The organism is Lonepinella sp. MS14434 (genome assembly GCF_042468235.1).
GTDB lineage: Bacteria > Pseudomonadota > Gammaproteobacteria > Enterobacterales > Pasteurellaceae > Lonepinella.
Genome location: NZ_CP170386.1, coordinates 1,775,350 through 1,793,527, shown reverse-complemented (window position 1 = coordinate 1,793,527; position 18,178 = coordinate 1,775,350). Strand labels below are relative to the sequence as shown.

The window sequence follows — 18,178 nt, the reverse complement described above, 5'->3', positions numbered from 1 at the left end:
AGAAAACCAAAAATTTTTTAATTTTCTACCGCACTTTTCACTTATTGATATACTGCTTCTTTTTTGTGGAAGCCATCTTTAATTACTGTTTCATCAATATTATCTTTAGTGACAGCTATCGGATCTAACAAATAGGCGGGCACATCTTTTAAGCCATTATTCAACGTACTATTGGATTGCACATTTTCATTTTTACCTAATGCTACAGAAATTTCTGCTGCTTTATCTGCCAACGTAGTAATCGGTTTATACACCGTCATCGTTTGAGTACCATCAATAATCCGTTTAATCGCGGCTAAATCCGCATCTTGCCCAGAAATCGCCACTTTACCAGATAAACCTTGCGCACTTAATGCCTGAATTGCCCCACCCGCAGTCGCATCATTAGAAGCCACAACCGCATCAATATTGTTTTTATTGGCGGTTAAGGCATTTTCCATAATTTGTAAGGCTTTTTCAGCTAACCAAGAATCCACCCATTGATCGCCCACGACTTTAATTTTGCCGCTATCAATTAACGGTTGTAACACTTTCATTTGCCCTTTGCGGAATAATTTCGCATTGTTATCCACAGGTGAACCGCCCATTAAGAAATAATTACCTTCTGGTTTTTTCTCGACAATGCTTTGAGCCTGTAATTCACCGACTTTTTCATTGTCAAAGGAAATATAAAAGTCGATATCCGCATTATTAATCAAGCGATCATACGCCAAGACTTTCACCCCTTCTTTTTTCGCTTCCGCAATCACATTGCTTAACACTTCACCGTTAAATGGAATAATTACCAATACATCAATACCCCGATTTAACATATTTTCAATTTGCGAAATTTGTGCTTGTGCATCACCATTAGCAGATTGAACAGATACTTTAGCACCAAGTGATTCCGCCTTATTGACAAAAATATCACGGTCTTTTTGCCAGCGTTCTAAACGTAAATCATCAATCGACATACCGATTTTGAGATCTTTGGCGATGACACCTTGACTAAAAGCAAGAGTAATTGTCGTTGCGAGAGTTAGTAATGCAGTTTTAATTTTCATAAGACACCTCATTTTGGTTGAACAAAGGAATGTTTGCTGACGAACAGTTTGCGAAGATTTTGAGATTGGTGCAATTATTAGATTTTGCATACTTATTACGTTTTTTCGTTTTTGTGAGCCAGTTCACAGAAACGAATAATTGGACTAGAAAAATAAAAAACGTAAATTTGAAAAAATATTAATAAAAATACCGCACTTTTCAGGTTAGTAAAAGTACGGTATGTTTGGCTAAATTTAGATTATCAGATTAATTTTCTTTTTTTCGCCAATCCTTCGGCAATTTGCGGATAAATTTTATCTAAATTACAGAAATAGAGTGTAACGAGTCCAATGATAATTAACCCTGCTGGAACAAACGTGAAGACCCATTTAATGCCTTCAATGGTTTCACTTGTTTGAGCAGCCAACGTACCGTCATAAGCTACCCAAGCAAGACCCCAGCCCACTAACGCACTGCCGAACCCTGCCCCCACTTTCATGCCAAAAGATGTGACCGAATTAGTTAAACCATCTAGCCGAACACCTGTTTTCCATTCACCATAATCAATGACATCTGCCACCATAGCGAATAAGCCCGCAGTATGGGGGATACCACCAATGCCGAGTAAAACTAAGCCAATCACGGCAGATGCAAAGCTGGTATCACTCAATGCCATAATTAACAAGCCAGCTAATTCAAGCACATAACCTAACATCATACTTTTCCATTTTCCTAGCCAGTTGTTAATATAAGGATAAACAAGATTACCAATGAGTTTAGGGAGAATAAAACATAAGGTTAATGTTCCCATAAGTGTAATATTGCCGAGTACATCTTTAGCATAATAAATTCGTAGCCCGTTATTTACCCCAAGAATGGTATAATTAATGACGAAAATAATCGCAAGCAAGATAAAATACTTATTGGTAAATAATAATTTAAAGGATACTGTGGCATTTTGATGTTGACTACTGGTGGTAGTGTTTGTTGTATTGACTTCAGTATGTGTGCGTTCTTTTGTACCAAAGAAAGTGATCAACAATAGAATAATTGCCAATCCGCCAAAAATCACCGACATGCCTGTCCAGCCAAATTTTTCCACAAAATGAATACAGCTATAATTGATAAATAATACCGTGCACATGGTAAAGAAAAATCGCATGGAACTCATTGTTACCCGATCTTTTGGATCCGGGGCAGAAACAGATAGTAGGGTGTTATAGGACAAATTACAGGCAGTATAAATCACAGCTGACATCAAAATATAAGAAATACTGGCATACGCAATTTTGCCGTTGTTGCTGAGGCTATCAGGAATACTAAACATCAGTACAAGCCCTAATCCCATAGGAACTGCTGACCAAAGAATCCAAGGGCGAGCTTTGCCCCAGCGAGTGTGCGTTCTGTCAATGATACCACCCATGACGAGATCAGATAAACCATCTAATAAACGGCTTAATAACATAATCGTACCGATAGTGGCAGCTGCAATGCCTACGCTATCGGTGTAATAAAGGGTGAGAAAGGATCCAATGGTTGTCCAGACTAAATTACAACCGCCATCGCCCACGGCAAAGGCAAAAATTTCTTTGCGTGTTGGTTTATTTTTACTCATATCATGACTCCTTGCCTTTTAAATTTAATGCCATAAGAGAAATATTCCCTTTGCCTTTGTAGATGAAATAAAGTTCTTTTTCTGTTGGGGTAAATTTGATGCAGGTTTCAGCAGATCGCCACCATTTAGATTTGTTTAATTTGATAATGCCCTTTGTTTCACCTAAAGGATCAGTACGGATTTCTAAAATACCTTGTTGGGTTGAGCGATAAATCACTTCAATATCCTGTGTTTCAGCAAGGTTGATATATTTGTACCCAATGAGATTATTATCTTGAACGTTAGTAATGTAGCGTTCGCCATTTTCTGTTGTGATATAGGGAAAATCCACTTCGCTGTTGGTTCTGCCGAGTGATGTTAATGCCCCCATTCGCCCATTGCTGAGATTGCAACAATAGACCGCAGGATAGAAAGCATTACCCGATAATGGCATAGGATTCATGCCACTGGTGGTAATCGTCACTTGTTTTATCTGTCCATCTGGCTCAAAATAAATTTTTTCTGCACAACCTTGTCGGTTGTATTGGTTTAATGAGGTATGGCGATGATAAAAAATGTACCATTGATCATGAATTTGTACTAATCCACCGTGATTGTTGCCAACAGACATTAATTTATCCTGTTCTGAACGTCCTTGATAACTGACATCACCATTACTTACAATCACCCCGCCAAAAACAAATCCTTGCATCGGCTTATAACTTATAGCATAACAAAGCTGGTGGGTATTCACTGATGAATAAATGAGATAATATTTGTCATTAATTTTACGAACAGAAGGAGCTTCAAAATATTCATTGCCTGCAAAAGATGTGCCTTTGCTATAAATTAAACTGGGAATAACAATTTGTGGTTTGCCCTTGACGGTGAGCATATCATCTTCCAGCTCTACTACAGAACCGCCTTTTAAATCTTGTCCTTTATATCTTGGAATATTGATCATACAAGGAGCAAAACCAAAATACAGAAAGTTGCCATCTTCTGAACAAATCACAGACGGATCGTAGGGCTGATTGTCGCTCATGATCGTGCCGTCAGGATATTGAATCTTACCGTAAAATTGATATTTACCTGCTGGTGTATCACAAACTGCCACACAAATCGCATCTTGAAATTTAACGCAATAATACAGATAAAACCGCCTGTCTTTGCCTTGCACCACATCAGGGGCATAGAGTGGCAAGCCAGCTTGATTATCAGGATCGTCTTGTTTGCGATAAATCACGCCGTCATATCGCCAATCGGATAAATCATTTATCGGAGCAGACCAAGCCACATAATCCAATTCACAAAATTCATTGCCGTTTTCTTGGTCATGACTGCCAAATACATAAAGTCGGTCATTAAATACTCGGGGTTCGGCATCGGGAATATGTTCGTAGAGTGGCAAATAGGGATTGTGGCATTGGTTTTTCATCATTTTTTCCCCCATGATATTGTTGTATCGTATGAAAGTTTGCGGAAATTTTAAACAGAGGGCAATTATTAGATTTCACAACCCCATTACGTTTTTTCACTTTTGTGAGCCAGTTCACATAAACCAATAATCAGAATGGAAAAACGAAATAACGTAATTGAATAGATAGACAATTTTCCGCATTATTTTGACAAACCTATTTTTACCAACTTAACAGGAGAATGATGATGACGAGCTTTTTTAACCAAATTGATAAAATACAATACGAAGGTGAAGACTCAACCAATCCGTTTGCTTTTAAACATTACAACCCAACCCAACAAATTTTGGGCAAAACCATGGCGGAACATTTACGTTTAGCAGTCTGTTATTGGCATACCTTTTGCTGGAATGGCAATGATATGTTTGGCGTGGGATCGTTGGATCGTTATTGGCAAAAAAATACTGATTTGCTCGCAGGAGCAAAACAAAAAGCGGATATCGCCTTTGAATTTTTGCAAAAATTAGGCGTGCCTTATTATTGTTTCCACGATGTGGATATTGCACCAGAAGGCAATTCTTTTAAAGAATATCAATATAATTTCCATACAATGGTGGATATTTTGGTTCAAAAACAAGCAGAAACAGGGCTAAAATTACTCTGGGGAACAGCAAATTGTTTTACCAATCCACGTTATATGTCGGGGGCAGCGACCAATCCAAATCCTGAAGTCTTTGCTTGGGCTGCGGGACAAGTGTTTAATGCCATGAATGCTACGCAAAAATTGGGTGGTGAAAATTATGTGTTATGGGGCGGTCGGGAAGGCTATGAAACTTTGTTGAACACCGATTTAAAACGTGAACGCAATCAAATTGGACGTTTTATGCAAATGGTGGTAGAACATAAGCATAAAATTGGTTTTAACGGTACATTATTAATTGAGCCGAAACCGCAAGAGCCAACCAAACATCAATATGATTATGATGTGGCGACGGTTTATGGTTTCTTAAAACAATTTGGCTTGGAAAAAGAAATCAAAGTCAATATTGAAGCCAACCACGCCACACTCGCAGGGCATACGTTCCAACACGAAATTGCCACGGCGGCGGCGTTGGATATTTTTGGATCCATTGATGCGAACCGTGGCGATCCGCAATCAGGTTGGGATACGGATCAATTCCCGAATAGCGTAGAAGAAAATACCTTGGTTATCTATGAAATCTTAAAAGCAGGCGGTTTCACCACTGGTGGCTTTAATTTTGATGCCAAAGTTCGCCGTCAAAGTATTGACCCGAATGACTTATTCCACGCACATATTGGGGCGATTGATGTATTAGCATTATCCCTTAAACGAGCTGCTAAAATGCTAGAAGATCAAACCTTGCAAAATCTGGTAGATAGCCGTTATTCTGGTTGGAACGGTGAGCTAGGACAACAAATTTTAGCGGGTAAAACATCATTACAAGAGTTGGCTCAACAGGTTGAAACTCAAGGATTAAATCCGCTACCTGTTTCAGGGCAACAAGAATATTTGGAAAATTTGGTGAATCGTTATATTTATAGATAAGACAAAACTGCGGTGTAAAACATTAAAATTTTGCACCGCAGTTTTAAGGAGCAACTATGTACATCGGTATCGATCTTGGCACATCAGGCGTAAAAGTGGTGTTGTTGAATGATGAGCAGCAAGTCATTGCCACTACACACAGTGCGTTAACCGTTTCTCGTCCGCAACCTTTGTGGTCAGAGCAAGATCCGCAGGATTGGTGGAATGCACTCAATTCAGCAATGCAACAGTTAAGTGAACAGCAGGATTTACGAGCAGTGAAAGCCATTGGCTTAACAGGGCAAATGCACGGAGCAACCTTGCTTGATAAATCGGATCAAGTATTGCGACCTGCCATTTTGTGGAATGATGGTCGCAGTTTTGCGGAATGTGCCGAGTTGGAAGCACTTGTGCCTAACAGTCGTGACATTACAGGCAATTTGATGATGCCAGGCTTTACTGCCCCGAAATTACGTTGGTTAGCAAAGCATCAACCTGATATAACCGAAAAAGTGCATAAAGTTTTATTACCAAAAGACTATTTACGTCTGTTGATGACGGGAGAATATGCGTCCGATATGTCCGATGCGTCAGGTACAATGTGGCTTGATGTGGCAGAAAGGGATTGGAATGATGCCTTGCTCAATGCTTGTGGATTAAGCCGAGAGAATATGCCGAGTTTATTTGAAGGCAATCAAATTACAGGTCATTTACGTCAGGACATTGCTGAACGTTGGAAAATGCCACAAGTGCCTGTAGTGGCAGGTGGTGGCGATAATGCTGCTGGGGCGATAGGCGTAGGTTTGTATCAAACAGGGCAAGCGATGTTATCTTTGGGAACATCAGGCGTGTATTTTGTGGTCACTAATAAGTTTACTGCGAATCCGCAAAAAGCGGTGCATAGTTTTTGCCACGCTTTGCCTAACCGTTGGCATTTAATGTCGGTGATTTTAACCGCGGCTTCGGCAGTAGATTGGGTGAAAAATGCGACCAATACGGCGGATGTCGCCACGCTTTTCCAACAAATTGAGCAAACTGCGGTCAATTCTGAGGCAATTTTCTTACCTTATCTCTCTGGCGAACGCACACCACACAACGACCCTTATGCGAAAGGGGTATTCTGGGGATTAAGCCATAACGACAATGCTCAAACCTTGGCAAAAGCCGTGGTGGAAGGCGTGAGTTTCGCCTTGGCAGACGGCATTGACGTATTACACGAAACTGGCGTACAAGCGGACAATATCACGCTCATCGGCGGTGGAGCAAAAAGTGCCTATTGGCGACAATTATTGGCGGATATTACGGGAAAAACCTTGGAATATCGTACAGGTGGTGATGTAGGACCTGCATTGGGAGCCGCAAAACTGGCTCAAATTGCGTTAAATCCGACCGCAGATTTAGCGGCGTTGTGTCAGCCGTTGCCGTTGGAAGCTGTCTATCAACCTGATTTAAATAAAAATGCGTTATATCAGGAAAAACGAGCGAAATTTACGGAGATTTATCAGCGGTTGAAGGGAGTATAATCTAGATGCCATGCAGATGAATGTTTTGGAAATTAATCAAACAGATATAAATTTTTTACACTATTCACTAATCAAGGTACAATTATCTGAATTCATTTTCCAACACATTCATCTTCATAGGAGAAAATAATGAAATTAGTTTCATCTTTATTTGTGATTATGTTATCGTCATTTGTCTCAATACAAGTCAATGCCAAAACCACTCAAGCTACACAGAAAGCCACTTCTAGCAGTAGTAAACAACAAAGAGTAAGCAAAGAAACCTTGTTAAAACGATTTACTCAATCTGTTTCAATACAATATCTTGGAGCAGGTTCAGGTGTAAGTTCAGATCAACAACCGACGGTAGAATTTAAATATCGCTTGAAAAATGTGGGTAAAAAAGCAATTAAAACCGTACACTGGGTATCACAATTTACCAATAACGGACAGGCTGTATTAAATTTAGATGCACCAGTTGATTTTAATAAAAATGGTTTGAAGGCTGGTCAGGAAGTTGAAATGGCACTACCTATTGCTGTGGCACAATTACCAGCTGATTTTATACAGGCTACTCAAGCAAAAGACGCTCACTTAAGTCTTTCAAATATTGCCATGAAAATTGTTTATACCGATGGCTCAAGATTAGTCGTAAACAAATAATCAGTGTGTGGCAAGATACACATCAAAGCGATGATTCTTGGTTTCTCGGCTAAACTGCGGTGCTTTTTGGGCGAGAAATTCAGCGTAGTCAGGGCGTTTCACGACCACACGTTTTTGCGCTAATTGCAAGGCGGGGGCTAGCAACTGGTCGGCATCTTCATCCGCCCCCACAAGGTGTTGAAACAGACGCATTTCTTTTTTAACCAAGGCAGATTTCTGTTTATGGGGATACATGGGATCGAGATAAACCACATCAGCTTTATGTTGTTCGGGATCCAGTTCGTGAATGCTCGACACCGGCAAAAGCTGCAAATTCTGCTGTAACATCTCACCAATTTCAGGATCAAGATAGGCACGGCGTAAACCGTCTTGCAATAATAATCTGACGACTGGATGACGTTCCACTAAACGCACTTGGCAACCAATACATGCTAACACAAAGGCATCACGCCCTAAACCGGCAGTCGCATCAATGACTGTGGGCAATTCACTGCCTTTAATACCAACGGCTTTCGCCACGGCTTCGCCACGTCCACCACCAAATTTACGGCGATGTGCCATAGCACCACTGACAAAGTCCACAAATACCGCACCTAATTTGGGTTCATCTAATTTGCGTAATTCCAACCGCACGTCGTCCCCAACTGCGGTTTGTACCAGTGCCAATGGGCTGTCTGGGGCGTGAATTAACCCTTGTTCCACACAAAGTGCGGTGAAAAATTCAGAATTTTCGGTTTCACAAATCAGTTGAATCATATCAAACCTTGAGCCCTTTCTAAATCCACCACCGATTTCGGCTCTTGATGAATCATAATATCCGCATTGGGAAATAGGGCATGAATTTTATCTTCCAGTTCATCGGTAATGCGATGGGCTTGAAATAAGGTTAAACTGTCATCTAACTCCAAATGCAACTGAATAAACCGCACCGCACCGGCACGGCGAGTACAAATACTATGAATGCCGAGAATATTACGATGCTGTTCTGCCATGACTTTAATCTGGTCGATTTCTTCCTGTGGCAACGCCTTATCCAGTAAAATTTGCAACGCATCCCACGCCATTTTAAAGGCATTATAGGCAATATAAAGTGCAATCCCAATGGCAAAAATCGCATCCGCATAAATAAAACCATACATATTTAACAACATTGCTACCAGAATGGCGACGTTCATCAATAAGTCGGTTTGATAATGCAAACAGTCCGCTTGAATGGCAGGACTTTCGGTCAACTTAATCACTTTTTTCTGATAGCCCACTAAAGCAGCAGTAAACGCAATGGAGATAACACTGACACAAATCCCCATTTCTGAATTGTCGATTAATTGCGGATTGGTTAATTTATGGATGCCTTGCAACAGCAAAAACACCGCCGAACCCGCAATAAACGCACTTTGTGCCAAAGCGGCCAATGATTCCGCTTTGCCATGTCCAAACGCATGATTATGATCGGGCGGCAATAGGGCAAAACGCAATACCAAAATGCTGGTAATCGACGCAAATAAATCCACCACGGAATCCGTCATGGCAGCGAGAATCGCAATGGATCCCGTTTGCCACCAAGCAAAGGCTTTAATTAAAATCAGCATACTCGCCACAGCAATGGCAAGCTGGCTAGCACGTTTCACAAATTTCGAATAATTTTCTGACATTTTATTTTCTCACTAACCACACACCCGATTCCATATGCTCGGTGTAAGGGAATTGATCGAACAAGGCGGCTCGCTCAATACGATGGGTTTGGTTTAAAGTTTGCAAATTATCGCATAAGGTGTGCGGATTGCACGAAATATATAAAATCCGATCATAATGCTGCACCAATTTTAGGGTATCCGCATCAAGCCCAGCACGTGGTGGATCCACAAAAATTGTATTACATTGGTAGGCATTCAAATCAATACCTTTCAAGCGGTTAAATTCACGTACACCATTTATGGCTTGGGTAAATTCTTCCGCCGACATACGGATAATCTGCAGATTATCAATGTGGTTGGCCACAATATTAAATTGTGCCGCATTCACTGATGGCTTGGCAATTTCAGTTGCCAACACTTGACGAAAATTTTGAGCTAACGCCACGGAAAAATTGCCGTTACCACAATAGAGTTCAAGCAAATCTCCTTGGCTGTTTTGTGTACAATCCACCGCCCATTCCAACATCTTACAATTCACTTTCGCATTCGGTTGGGTAAAACTGTTTTCCACCTGACGATACACATAATTTTTACCGTTAATCGGTAAAATTTCATCCACATAATCTTGGTCTAAACAAATTTTTTGCTTGGATGCACGCCCGATAATTTGTACCGAAAACCCTTGATTTTCCAACCGTAGTTTGATCTTTTTTGCTTGTTCAACCCAGTGTTCGTCAAGGTTTTTATGGTACAACAAACTCACAATAATCTGTCCGCTTAAAGTGCTTAAATAATCAATTTGAAACAATCGATTTCGTAACACATCTTGCTGTTTTAATAACGGCAACAGGCATTGCATCACCTGATTAATCAATTCACTAGCAATGGGAAAACTGTCCACCCGATAACGCTTTTTGCTTTCTTGATCGAACATAATATGATAAAGATCATCCCCATCATGCCACACCCGAAACTCTGCCCGCATACGAAAATGTTGCGTAGGCGAAGCAAAGATCTCTAATTTTGGTGCATGAAAAGGGGCAAAAAGTGAGGTGAGTTTTTCGCACTTTTCGGCGAGTAAATTATCGTATTGTTCAGTGGGCAAGTTCATTTATCGGTTAATTAAATAGCGTAAAAATATTGGCAAGATTTTAGCATAAAATAACCTTTAAATATATTGTATCGGCACGTTCACCAGATTTTCTGTTTATCCAAAACCTATTTATCAAAGGGAAAGATTGAGCAACAAAAATAAGTTATACAGCATTGACTGATTAAAAAATTAGTGTTAATTTGATCAGTATATTAGCTGGAATAGAATGAGAAAAACAATGAGCCTACAAGTTTTTGAACAACAAGAAATCCGTTCTCACTGGGACGAAAATCAAGAAAAATGGTACTTTTCCGTGATTGATGTGGTGGCAGTTTTGACTGAAAGCGTTAATCCGCAAGCCTATTGGCGTAAATTAAAAGAACGCCTAAGAAATGAAGGAAATGAAACCGTGACAAATTGTCACGCTTTGAAAATGCAAGCCCCAGACGGCAAAATGCGTTTAACCGATGTCGCCGACACGGAGCAAGTATTCCGTTTGATTCAATCCATTCCATCCCCTAAAGCCGAGCCATTTAAGTTGTGGTTAGCCCAAGTGGGGCGTGAACGGTTAGATGAACTGCAAGATCCTGAACTCACCATTGAACGAGCTTTGCGAGATTACCAACGACTAGGCTATTCAGACGATTGGATTAATCAACGCCTAAAAAGCATTGAAATCCGAAAAGAACTTACGGATGAATGGAAACGCACTGGCGTCCAAGAAGGGCAACAGTTCGCCGTTCTCACCAATATTTTAACCAAGGCATGGAGCGGTAAAACAGTTAAAGAATACAAACAGCACAAGGGGCTAAAAAAAGAAAATCTGCGAGATAATATGACCAATACCGAACTGATTTTAAATATGCTTGCCGAAGCGTCCACCAAAGATATTTCACATGCAATCAACCCTGAAAATTTTGAGCAAAATAAACAAGTGGCTCAACAAGGTGGCGAAGTGGCGCACACCGCTAGAGTGGCATTGGAACAACGCACCGGGCAAAAAGTGGTGAGTGAGCTATCAGCGAAACAGTTGAGAATTGGTAAGGAAAAATCGTAAAAAAGTACCGCACATTTTGCTTTGTTGCACTGCCGGGAATTGTTATAACAGACATCATGCTAGAGTAAATATGATGTGATTAGTGTTTCTTAGCAAAAAATTCAGTTTAATTTAAGATTCAATCTTAGATTAAACTGAATTGCTGTAGACGGAAGTTTTGAATAAGGCTAAAAAAGTAATAATCCATTTTAGATCTTATTATATGAGGTGATCGTCTTCTCCCCTCTAAGTTAATAATATGTTTTCCTTAACACATGAATGGTCAAACTAAATCAAAAATCGCCCAATGACCTGTCCACCCACCAAAATCCATGTCATTAAAATGGAGGTCAAGAAAACGCCTAAATAAATATAGCCAGTTTTCAAATAACACCAATGATTAATCAAGCTGAATATAATAAATTGGGGAATAATGACGGCTAACATCATCATCCAACGTCCGCCAAATTGTGGTAAACCAATCACATCAAAACCGGGGCCGATTTGCATAAAATTCGGGATAAAATGAAATAGCCATAAAATCACTAAACCACCTGTGGCAAAAATGCTGGTTTTAATTGTCCAAGTGAGAAGTGTGGATGTAAAGGATTTCCCGTTTTTTTGTTTCATTTGTACACTAATAATTAATCCATTGAAAACAAAGAAGAAAAATAATATTGGTAACCAATAAACTAAAAATAAATCCATACGTTCAGCGGTGAGTGGTTTGAGTAACGGCCAAAGGAAACGTAATTCTACTCCCCAGTAAGTATGGACAAAACTCGCTATGGCGTATAACCAAGCCGTAAGCAATATGGCTAATAACAATGAACGAGAAATCAGATTAAATGTGGTTAAAGATGAATTGTTGGTGAATACACCAAATTCACTCAGTGAAATCGTAGAACCTTTTTTCCATAACACAAAAAAGAGCAAATTAATCACCGCACTTACCACTAACCAAAGTACAATGCCATTGCCCATTTCCAATGGCATAAAAGGCAATACAGAGGCAATAGGTTCATTCTCCCCACCCCATTGAGTGAATATTGGGTAAAGAATAATGGTGGCAACAATATTCACTAAGGCAAATAATTTCCATGTAGTTTTAGAAATCGCCATTTTATGAGTAACTGTTTGTGTAATTGCGGAAAAGTAGGCATTTTTCAATAAAGCATTGGCTAAACACAAAGCAGAAACCAAGGCCGCAAACAAAGCAAATAATCCCGCAAATTCTTTATACCAATAGGTTTGCTCATCTGGATTAATCCAATCCTGATTTTGCAGACCATTTTGCAAAGTTTGGTTGAACCACAAAATCGCTTCTTTATTACTTTGTTTAGCGATCATCACCCCCAAATGCGAGCCATCAACTAACGCCACTCGGCGAACAGAACCGTCTTCTTTATTGCCGTAGGTATGATTCCATTGTAAGGTGTCGTTAGTAGATAATCCAACAGCCGTTAATCTGCTTTCATGATGAATTAATGCTTTGACAGGAAAGGATTTTTCTCGGTAGCCCCCAATTTCTTCATAAAGCCCTTGAGTGAGAAGATAATTGTGTAATTCGTTATCACCTGCGCTGCTACTCAAGCCATTTACGGCTTTATGATCGGGATTTAATTTTGCCACACGAATGGCATTTAGCCCACCTGTGGAATGCCCAAAAATACCCAGTTTATCCTTATCCACAAAAGGTAAGGTTTTCAGATATTGATAGCCATTATTTGCGCCACTCATATTTTTATTGGCAGCAGGTAATTGGGTTGAATAACCATGACCAAAATGATCAATGGCTAACACCACAAAACCCCGTTTTGCTAGCTCTAATGCCCCAAAAGTGCTAGTGGCTTCCTTATCACTTTGATAACCATGCAACGCCAATAACGCAGGTTTCGGTGTTTCTGCTGTGGCTGAAATTGGGCGATATAATTTGGCGACCATGGGTTTATTTTCTACTGTCATAAAACTCACGGTGGTGACATCAATCCGCCCAAAATCACGTTCAATTAATGATGCTAAAAATGCACCAGTAAGGCTTAGTGCTAGAAAGAAAAGCGCAAAGATATAACTTAATTTGGTATTTTTCATAAAGTATCCTTAAATTTAGTGAGGAAAAATTACGCTATTTTCCCCACTAAAATACAGACTATTCAAGTTCAACAATACAAGTCACTTGACTTGAATCTAACCCTGCAATTCGCCAAGGGGCATTGAAAAATTGCTTGATGTTGGCATTTTTAGGCAGTTCAGCCAAGTGCATATCTTCAATGACTGTGGTGAAATGCCCTGTGTAATAGCCTAAAATCGCACGATGGCAATTTTTCGGATTTTCCGCATCAGGTACACGTTTTGACGGCGATCCTAAGGCGAGAAAATCAATGCCGACACCTTTTAAATTGCTAAAATTATCAGACAGATATTGCCCTGCACCTGTTGAAATATACGGACATTCATGTTGATAAATGAGCGGATTACTTTCTCGATATTGTTCAAACCCTGTGCGTAAAAATGCAAAGGACACTTGAGAGAGAATCTCTGCATAGGGTTCAAGATCTTCTTTGGTAATGCCTTCTGCTTCCCCTTTGGGTATTTCCAGTAATGCCACGTTTTTGTGGCAGAAATACTCCAATGGCAATTCATTGATACTCAACCCATTTTTGACGAAATGACGGGGTGCATCCATATGTGTACCACAATGGTTGGGTAACTTGGTGAGAAAACTACTAAACGGGCAATCTTCGCTGACATCAGTACAACGATTCACTTCTACACTAGGTTCACCAGGCCAAGCTAAATCTTTTGGATCTAAGGGGTGAGAGAGATACATAAACATCATTTTTCTCCTATCGATTAAAGGGTTTTATTTTGTCGGTTGACATAAAACAAGATAGCGAGCAACACCGCAATCGGGAAAATCAGATCAAAGACCGATCCGTCATTACCCCAAATCAGATTGGCAATAATCACTAAACTGCCGCCAATTGCCCAAGCTATCGTGGTAGGAATAGACCAAACGATCATTTGTTTTTTCACATCGCTAATACCCATCATGCGATTCACCACCCAGAATAAACTGTCGTTAAAATAACCGAAAAACAGTGAACCCATGGTGGCGGCTTGAGCAGCGAGTAACATATTTACCCCAGGGATTTGTGCCAAAATTGGGGCAGAAATGGAGGCGGCTGTAATCATCGCCACCGTGCCTGAGCCTTGAATAAAGCGAACTAAGGTTGACACAATAAAAGGAATTAAAATTGGTGAAATTGGCAAGGTGGCAATTTGTTCTGCTAATTGTTTGCCTGCACCACTGTCACGCAATACTGCCCCTAATGCACCGCCTGCTCCCGTCACAAGCAAGATAATCCCTGCGGTTTTTACCCCTTCTTCAAGGTAAACCGCTGTGGTTTCTTTGTCTGTTTTTGGTAACAACGTATAAACTGAAACTAACACACTAATCGCCAAGGCAATCATTGGGTGTCCAATAAAAGCAATACATTGATAAATCGCCGTTTCACCAAGCTCTGCGTTGCTTTTCACCACCAAATCAAACATGGCTTTAATGAAAATTAATCCAATGGGTAGCACAATCGGCATTAAAGATAACGTTAAACTTGGTAGCTGTTTTTGCTCACGGCTGGCAATGTAATCATCGTATTTTTGTTTAAGCTCTTCTTGGGTGAAGACTTCTTGGTTAAAGGTGGGATATTTTTTATCTAACCATTTGGCATAAAATACAATCCCCACTACAGGTAAAATGGCTAACACCACACCCGCTAATAACATGGTGCCAATATCTACACCAAAAATCCCTGCTACACCTAACGGACCAGGTGTTGGTGGCACGGTATGATGTGTCACGACCAAGCCACCTGCTAATGCTACGCCTAAGGTTAATAAGGAACGTTTGCCGTTTTTCGCCAAAGCTTTAGCCACGGGGTAAAGAATCACAAAGGCACTATCCACGAAAATCGGAATACTGACAATGTAACCCGTAATGGCTAACGCCCATTCTTCTTTTTTCTTGCCTAAAAATTTAATAAAGCTATATGCCATTTTCTCGGCAGCACCTGACACTTCCAAAATGCTCCCCATCATGACACCAAGACCAATCACAATCCCGATACCGCCTAATGTACCACCAAAGCCCGTGGAAATTGCCCCAAGGGTTTGGTTGACCGACATGCCACCGACTAAACCAGCAATGGCAGAAGCAATCAACATGGCAATAAAGGCATGCACTCGGGTTCTTAACACCAAAATAACTAACACAAATACCGCAATAATTAATCCAATAATGGGAATAGGTAATCCAAACATAGCTAACTCCTATATGTCGTCACGAATAAATTGTTGAATAACCGTTTGGAAATTAACATCTGCGTTAAAACCGAGTTTTAAGGCGGTGGTATTGTTAATTTCCGGTGGCCAACTTGCCACAATATTGTTGATATTTTCATCAAACTCAAATTGGATATGTTGCAAGATTTGATGTCCTTTCACTTCCGCTAAATCTGCCAACATTTGTTTTACGCTGACACTAAAACCAGGTAAATTAATCACATGCCAATCTCGAGGCGGTAATGGCGGAAGTTGGAGAGCATGAATAAAATTGTTAATCACGGTATTGGGGCTAGAAAGCCATAAACGCAAGTCTTCGGATACTGGGCAAATGGCATTTTCGCCATGCAAAGGTTCACGCATAATGCTACTCACAAAAGACGATGCCGCTTTATTTGGTTTCCCTAGGCGAATACAAATAGTGGGTAAACGTACCACAATACCATCCACAAAACCTTTTCGACTGTAATCATTAATCAGTAATTCGCACATGGCTTTTTGTGTGCCATAGGTAGACTGTGGCGTGACCGCCGTGTCATTGGAAATAATTTCAGGCAATGTTCCACCAAACACTGCCAAGGAACTGGAGAAAATAAACCGCACTTTCGGATTATTTTGCCGACAAACTTCAAGCAGATTTCTTGTGGCCAAGAAATTGATTTCATAACCTAAATCAGGATCTTGTTCTGCATGGCTACTCACAATGGCGGCTAAATGAAAAATGGCGGTGGTTTGTGGCGTGATGATTTTTTCCAGCCCAACAGGATCGCGTAAATCCATTTGCAAACAACGAACTCTCGTATCATTGTGGGGATCATTGTTGGGTGCAGTGGGTTGAATCACATCAATTAACACTAATTCTGAGATATTCAGTTGGGACTGATTTAAAAGGGTTTTGGCAAGCCGTTGCCCTAAAAAACCTTGTCCACCCGTAATAATAATTTGCATAACAAACTCCTGTATTAAGGTGTTTTATATTGACTTAACAACCAACGTATCACTTCAGGGCTGCTAAACACCGCATCCCAAGTATTGTGTGGATTGTTGTTTAAAATACCGTTATCGCCCACTTGTTCGGTGGTAAATTCGGTATAGTTGGTGTGTTTCGCACCAAGTTCGGTTAACAATTGAACGTTAATTCGAGATCCTTGCACGGGGGAAATTTTGTCTTCTTTACTATGGAAAAACCACATTGGCACATCTTTAATGGCTGCTAAATTTTCTTTGCTGGCATTACCATCTATCCATTCAACGGTGTGGGCTTCACGACCGCTGGCAAGTAAAGCCGCCGCAAAAAACCGCGGTCTTTTTAACAACAGATTTAAACAACCTTCCGCACCACGAGAAAGCCCCGTGCAGTAAATGCGATTTGGATCAATGGTGGGGTTATTTTTCACGGTGTCATCAATCATGTTTAATAACAAATTGATGCGGTTGTCAGTTTGCCAGTGAATACCGCCTTTTTGCCCTTTGTTGACATCATCAAAGGGATCAAACACCGTGCTATATTGGGGAGCGAGAACAAAACCTTGTTCGTAAGGTAGGGTGGCAATTGCCCCAAGGCTGGAAAGTAAATGAGCGAGATTATCCGTTCCCACTTGCCCTGAACCATGTAAGAAAATCGTCAACGGATATTTTTTATTGGCTTCCATTTCAGGTACATACAATTGATAAGCCAATTGATTATCAGGATTTTTCCCCGTCACCTGTTTTGCCACAAACTGATCAAGGAACGGCGTTTTAACCCGACTTTTCACCGCAGTTTGTTGGATTTGAGTATGCTCAAGGGTCTTGCCATTGGTTAATTTTAGGAAACCCGTTTGCTCAATATAATAGGTCAGGCGGTCGCCATAATATACAGGCACTTTGGTCGCTTGTTTTTTCTCAACCAGTACAATCTTGCCACTGTCATCTTTCGCCCGAAACGACATCGGCTTATCATTTTCTGTTTTGAGCGTATAAAGATCCGCATTGCGGTCTTGCTCATCTAGCTCAATGACTACAAACTTCCCTGCGTGGGGGTGAGCGGTGAGTTCAGGACGATCATTCACATAAGCCCGTAAAATGGTGCGAGCTTGTTTTTCTTGGCTATCAACTGCGGTGTAAATTTGATAGGTTTTGCGTAAGTCATTGCCCGATAAAATATTATCTTCATATTCTAACGCTACCCCATTTACTTTCTGCCCTTGAGCGGTGATCTCAGCAAGTAGTAAAGTCTGTATTGATTTACTAGGTGGTTGTGGTTGATCGGGGGAGGCGTAAATGCTTGTGGATAAAAGTAATAAAGGAAAAAGAAATTTGCTATTTTTTAACATAAATTACTCCTAA

General features: G+C 40.4%; 15 protein-coding genes. 4 read left to right on the top strand and 11 right to left on the bottom strand.

The annotated features are described in order from the left end of the window. Window positions 1–41 precede the first annotated feature (41 nt). The 3 genes from xylF to O1Q79_RS08650 all read right to left on the bottom strand — a co-directional run bounded on the left by xylF (window position 42) and on the right by O1Q79_RS08650 (window position 4,058). Window positions 42–1,043 (bottom strand): D-xylose ABC transporter substrate-binding protein, encoded by a 1,002-nt coding sequence (xylF, locus tag O1Q79_RS08660; protein ID WP_386691756.1) that lies wholly within the window; start codon window positions 1,041–1,043, stop codon window positions 42–44. A 242-nt stretch (window positions 1,044–1,285) separates the two neighbouring features. Then, window positions 1,286–2,638, bottom strand: coding sequence for an MFS transporter (locus O1Q79_RS08655; protein ID WP_386691754.1), 1,353 nt, complete (start codon window positions 2,636–2,638; stop codon window positions 1,286–1,288). Between the two features lies 1 nt (window position 2,639). Beyond that, the gene (locus O1Q79_RS08650; RefSeq protein WP_386691752.1) at window positions 2,640–4,058 is read right to left on the bottom strand and encodes a family 43 glycosylhydrolase; all 1,419 of its coding nucleotides are present in this window, start codon (window positions 4,056–4,058) and stop codon (window positions 2,640–2,642) included. Between the two features lie 224 nt (window positions 4,059–4,282). Between O1Q79_RS08650 and xylA the strand changes: the two genes are divergently transcribed. The 3 genes from xylA (at window position 4,283) to O1Q79_RS08635 (ending at window position 7,746) form a co-directional block, all read left to right on the top strand. Further along, window positions 4,283–5,602: a xylose isomerase gene (gene xylA / locus O1Q79_RS08645; RefSeq protein ID WP_386693381.1), complete on the top strand. Its 1,320-nt coding sequence runs from the start codon at window positions 4,283–4,285 to the stop codon at window positions 5,600–5,602. 56 nt (window positions 5,603–5,658) lie between these two features. Continuing rightward, a complete protein-coding gene (gene xylB, locus O1Q79_RS08640) occupies window positions 5,659–7,104 on the top strand; it encodes a xylulokinase (protein ID WP_386691750.1) in 1,446 nt (481 codons plus the stop codon). A gap of 129 nt (window positions 7,105–7,233) precedes the next feature. Then, window positions 7,234–7,746 (top strand): hypothetical protein, encoded by a 513-nt coding sequence (locus O1Q79_RS08635; protein WP_386691748.1) that lies wholly within the window; start codon window positions 7,234–7,236, stop codon window positions 7,744–7,746. On the opposite strand, the gene O1Q79_RS08630 is transcribed toward O1Q79_RS08635, so the two are convergent. The 3 genes from O1Q79_RS08630 to trmA are packed head-to-tail and all read right to left on the bottom strand — an operon-like array spanning window position 7,747 to window position 10,491. Further along, on the bottom strand, window positions 7,747–8,502 hold the full coding sequence (locus O1Q79_RS08630) for a class I SAM-dependent methyltransferase (RefSeq protein WP_386691746.1): 756 nt from the start codon (window positions 8,500–8,502) through the stop codon (window positions 7,747–7,749). It lies immediately after the preceding gene. Next, window positions 8,499–9,398, bottom strand: a complete 900-nt coding sequence (locus tag O1Q79_RS08625) for a cation diffusion facilitator family transporter (protein ID WP_386691744.1) — start codon at window positions 9,396–9,398, stop codon at window positions 8,499–8,501. The genes O1Q79_RS08630 and O1Q79_RS08625 overlap by 4 nt, the downstream gene beginning before the upstream one ends. Before the next feature lies 1 nt (window position 9,399). Beyond that, the gene (trmA, locus tag O1Q79_RS08620; RefSeq protein ID WP_386691742.1) at window positions 9,400–10,491 is read right to left on the bottom strand and encodes a tRNA (uridine(54)-C5)-methyltransferase TrmA; all 1,092 of its coding nucleotides are present in this window, start codon (window positions 10,489–10,491) and stop codon (window positions 9,400–9,402) included. Window positions 10,492–10,711: 220 nt separating this feature from the next. Between trmA and O1Q79_RS08615 the strand changes: the two genes are divergently transcribed. After that, on the top strand, window positions 10,712–11,530 hold the full coding sequence (locus tag O1Q79_RS08615; RefSeq protein ID WP_386691740.1) for a BRO family protein: 819 nt from the start codon (window positions 10,712–10,714) through the stop codon (window positions 11,528–11,530). Between the two features lie 267 nt (window positions 11,531–11,797). On the opposite strand, the gene O1Q79_RS08610 is transcribed toward O1Q79_RS08615, so the two are convergent. From O1Q79_RS08610 to O1Q79_RS08590, 5 genes are read right to left on the bottom strand one after another with little or no spacing between them, the layout of a single operon-like run. Continuing rightward, entirely contained in the window at window positions 11,798–13,600 is a 1,803-nt protein-coding gene (locus tag O1Q79_RS08610; RefSeq protein WP_386691738.1) for an alpha/beta hydrolase, read from the bottom strand. 58 nt (window positions 13,601–13,658) lie between these two features. Then, window positions 13,659–14,345 (bottom strand): cyclase family protein, encoded by a 687-nt coding sequence (locus O1Q79_RS08605; RefSeq protein ID WP_386693379.1) that lies wholly within the window; start codon window positions 14,343–14,345, stop codon window positions 13,659–13,661. 17 nt (window positions 14,346–14,362) lie between these two features. Continuing rightward, entirely contained in the window at window positions 14,363–15,829 is a 1,467-nt protein-coding gene (locus tag O1Q79_RS08600; RefSeq protein ID WP_386691736.1) for a gluconate:H+ symporter, read from the bottom strand. 9 nt (window positions 15,830–15,838) lie between these two features. Next, window positions 15,839–16,798, bottom strand: a complete 960-nt coding sequence (gene denD, locus O1Q79_RS08595; RefSeq protein WP_386691734.1) for a D-erythronate dehydrogenase — start codon at window positions 16,796–16,798, stop codon at window positions 15,839–15,841. Window positions 16,799–16,812: 14 nt separating this feature from the next. Beyond that, entirely contained in the window at window positions 16,813–18,165 is a 1,353-nt protein-coding gene (locus tag O1Q79_RS08590; RefSeq protein ID WP_386691732.1) for an alpha/beta hydrolase-fold protein, read from the bottom strand. Between the last annotated feature and the right edge of the window lie 13 nt (window positions 18,166–18,178).

What these genes read in the sequence shown, in the direction of transcription:
- O1Q79_RS08635 (WP_386691748.1), top strand. Translation starts at nt 7,234, where the DNA reads ATGAAATTAGTTTCATCTTTATTTGTGATTATGTTATCGTCATTTGTC.
- xylA (WP_386693381.1), top strand. Translation starts at nt 4,283, where the DNA reads ATGACGAGCTTTTTTAACCAAATTGATAAAATACAATACGAAGGTGAA.
- O1Q79_RS08625 (WP_386691744.1), bottom strand. Translation starts at nt 9,398, where the DNA reads ATGTCAGAAAATTATTCGAAATTTGTGAAACGTGCTAGCCAGCTTGCC.
- O1Q79_RS08590 (WP_386691732.1), bottom strand. Translation starts at nt 18,165, where the DNA reads ATGTTAAAAAATAGCAAATTTCTTTTTCCTTTATTACTTTTATCCACA.
- O1Q79_RS08615 (WP_386691740.1), top strand. Translation starts at nt 10,712, where the DNA reads ATGAGCCTACAAGTTTTTGAACAACAAGAAATCCGTTCTCACTGGGAC.
- O1Q79_RS08650 (WP_386691752.1), bottom strand. Translation starts at nt 4,058, where the DNA reads ATGATGAAAAACCAATGCCACAATCCCTATTTGCCACTCTACGAACAT.
- denD (WP_386691734.1), bottom strand. Translation starts at nt 16,798, where the DNA reads ATGCAAATTATTATTACGGGTGGACAAGGTTTTTTAGGGCAACGGCTT.
- O1Q79_RS08655 (WP_386691754.1), bottom strand. Translation starts at nt 2,638, where the DNA reads ATGAGTAAAAATAAACCAACACGCAAAGAAATTTTTGCCTTTGCCGTG.
- O1Q79_RS08630 (WP_386691746.1), bottom strand. Translation starts at nt 8,502, where the DNA reads ATGATTCAACTGATTTGTGAAACCGAAAATTCTGAATTTTTCACCGCA.
- O1Q79_RS08610 (WP_386691738.1), bottom strand. Translation starts at nt 13,600, where the DNA reads ATGAAAAATACCAAATTAAGTTATATCTTTGCGCTTTTCTTTCTAGCA.
- trmA (WP_386691742.1), bottom strand. Translation starts at nt 10,491, where the DNA reads ATGAACTTGCCCACTGAACAATACGATAATTTACTCGCCGAAAAGTGC.
- xylB (WP_386691750.1), top strand. Translation starts at nt 5,659, where the DNA reads ATGTACATCGGTATCGATCTTGGCACATCAGGCGTAAAAGTGGTGTTG.
- xylF (WP_386691756.1), bottom strand. Translation starts at nt 1,043, where the DNA reads ATGAAAATTAAAACTGCATTACTAACTCTCGCAACGACAATTACTCTT.
- O1Q79_RS08605 (WP_386693379.1), bottom strand. Translation starts at nt 14,345, where the DNA reads ATGTTTATGTATCTCTCTCACCCCTTAGATCCAAAAGATTTAGCTTGG.
- O1Q79_RS08600 (WP_386691736.1), bottom strand. Translation starts at nt 15,829, where the DNA reads ATGTTTGGATTACCTATTCCCATTATTGGATTAATTATTGCGGTATTT.